Consider the following 2,335-nt stretch of genomic DNA (forward strand, 5'->3'; position numbering starts at 1 on the left):
AGTCGAGATAGCCGAAATGGTGCAGGAACTTGCGCCGGCGTACGGCGTCCTCGCTCTCCGGCGGGCCCCAGATCTGCTCGACACCCGGGGCCGTCAGGGCCGTCATCATCGCGTCCCGGAGCGCCGCATAGCCGGCGGCGTTGAGCCGGAGTCCGTCGTCGCTGAATCCAGGCCTGAGCGCGCCCGTCTCGGTGGCCAGGACGGCGTCGTAGTCGATGAACTGCGCCCCGTAGGTCCCCACGTGGTCGCGCAGCCACGCGTTGACGTCCCCGATGAGCGAGACCGGCAATCCGGCCGCGCCCGGCGCGTCCGGATCCACCGGCGGGATCGAGCCGACCCAGGTCCGCACGTAGAGGTCGCGTGCGTCCTGCAGCATGGCCGCGATATCGGCCACGATGCGGTCCAGCGACGGCGCCCGATCGCGGTTCAGGATATCGTCGCGGCCGCCGATGAGGTGGAGGCCCCGCGCGCCGTAAAGCGCGATGTCGGAGCGAAGCCGCCGCACCATGTCCCGGGTCGACTGCCCGCCGATCCCCCGCGCGACCGTCTGAGGGCCGGAGAAGAGCGGCGGCGTCTCGGCCGTCAGGTCCGCCGTCACCGAATCGCCGAAGAACAGGATCGGCCCGAACGGAAACAGCGGTTTGTCCTGTGCCGGGGCGCTCATGCGGGACTGATGGCTCTGTCGTCTCAGCGCGCCGCGAAGATCTCGACCCCGTCGAGGTGCAGGTACTGCTCCTCGTCGAGATCGATCTTCAGGTAGCGGAACCGGGCATTGTCGAATCGCAGGTGGAGGGGCAGGCCCGGATGGCAATGGGCGTCCACGGCATCGAAGACGAGACGGTAATCGGTCTCGGTCTCGCCCAGCCAGACGCGCATGAATTGCGCCCGCTCGCTGAGCTGCCCCCAGCGATTGTAGATCCGGATCTCTGAGACCCGCTCGACCGCGCCGAGATCGAGGACGAACCAGGGGTTCCGGTCGAGCCCGGTGTGAAAGAAGAAGGACGGGTCGCCGGTGGTGCGCTCACCGTAGGTGCCGGTCGTCCCCGACCAGGCAGAGGCGGAGCTCGCCCGCCAGGTCTTGCCCAGCGCGATGTTCTCCGAGGGACGCGCCGTCACCAGCGTGTCCGTCTCCAGCTCCTCGATCAGGGTCCGGATCTGCTTGGACGGTTGCCGCAGCGGCGGGATCTCCAGGTCGAGCTTGTAGATCAGGTTCGACAGGATGCTCTGGTCGAAGCGGTGGTCGATGAAGCCATCGAGATCCGGCAGGCCCATCGCGTTGGGGCTGTCGGTGACGATGCGTGGATCGCCCGCGTAGCGCAGCCATTCGGCGACGAGGTGGCGGGTGGCGGGGCTCACCATGAAGGCGATCCAGGAGGCCTGGATCTGGTCGGCCTCCCAGTAGCGCTCCGCGTCGCAGTCCATCAGCACGAAGCAGTCGCGCTTGGTCCAGGCCCGCTGCGGCCGTCCGTGGAGCACACCCACCGCGACCCGGCGCTCCGAGCCGTCGAGCCACGTGAGCAGCGGCGCCACCGGCGGCAGCGGATCGTCGCCCACCGCCTGCATGCCGGTGTCGCTGAAGACGATGAAGTCGCCGTCGCGGCGCTGCGCCAGCGCCTCGGCGATGACGTAGGGCTTCCAGGCCCAGTTCCCGGCGCCCCGGGACCGGTCGAGGATCCCCCGGTGCGCGCGGTAGAACGGCGTCTCGCGCAGCCGGTCGGGGGACCAGCTCTCGATCGTGTCGAAATCGCCCGTGGCGGCGGCCGCCGCGACCAGCCGGCGCTGGCTCTCGACGTAGTGATACTTGGCGGCGAAGCTGACCAGGGTGGCATGGCGCGGCCGGAGCCGACGCCGCTGCAGCATCAAGACCTCGGCGCGGTGCATGTCGAAGGCGTTGATGCGCAGGGCTTCCGATGGCTGGTCAGCGCTGGCCAAATCTGTCCTCCGACGGATGAGCCGGGCGCTTGTCACCGGTTTTGCCGGCTTCGGCAAGGCGGTCCCGGCGGGATCAGGCGTCGTCGAAGGCGAGGTTTCCGGCCGGGTAGTCGAGCATCAGGGCCCGCCGCTCGGGGGAGTTGTCCCATTCGCCCACCTTCGTGTAGGCGCCGGCCACGTCCAGCACCTCGACGACGCGCCCGATGGTCGGGATGCTCTTGAAGTGCTGCGGCCAGCCGGAGGCGAAGTAGAAGACCTGCTCGACATGCTCGGAGAGCTGGCAGACGCCCGGTCCGAAGGTGCCGAGCCCGAAGACGAGGTAGCGCCCGTTCATCAGCGCGGCGACGTCGTCGACGAGGGTGCCGCTCTGCGTCGTCAGGGGGACGCCGAGATCCGCGATCCA

General features: G+C 69.2%; 2 protein-coding genes and 1 pseudogene. All 3 read right to left on the reverse strand.

Annotated features, from left to right (window positions below):
• The coding region (locus I53_RS27020) for a GDSL-type esterase/lipase family protein (RefSeq protein WP_043356759.1) at nt 1–664 on the reverse strand (664 nt) is incomplete at its 3' end.
• A gap of 23 nt (nt 665–687) precedes the next feature.
• Nucleotides 688–1,932 (reverse strand): hypothetical protein, encoded by a 1,245-nt coding sequence (locus I53_RS27025; protein ID WP_043356761.1) that lies wholly within the window; start codon nt 1,930–1,932, stop codon nt 688–690.
• Nucleotides 1,933–2,005: 73 nt separating this feature from the next.
• Nucleotides 2,006–2,335, reverse strand: a pseudogene (locus I53_RS27030) (coagulation factor 5 8 type domain-containing protein); the annotation flags it as partial.

The organism is Methylobacterium sp. B1 (genome assembly GCF_000333255.1).
Lineage (GTDB): Bacteria > Pseudomonadota > Alphaproteobacteria > Rhizobiales > Beijerinckiaceae > Methylobacterium > Methylobacterium fujisawaense.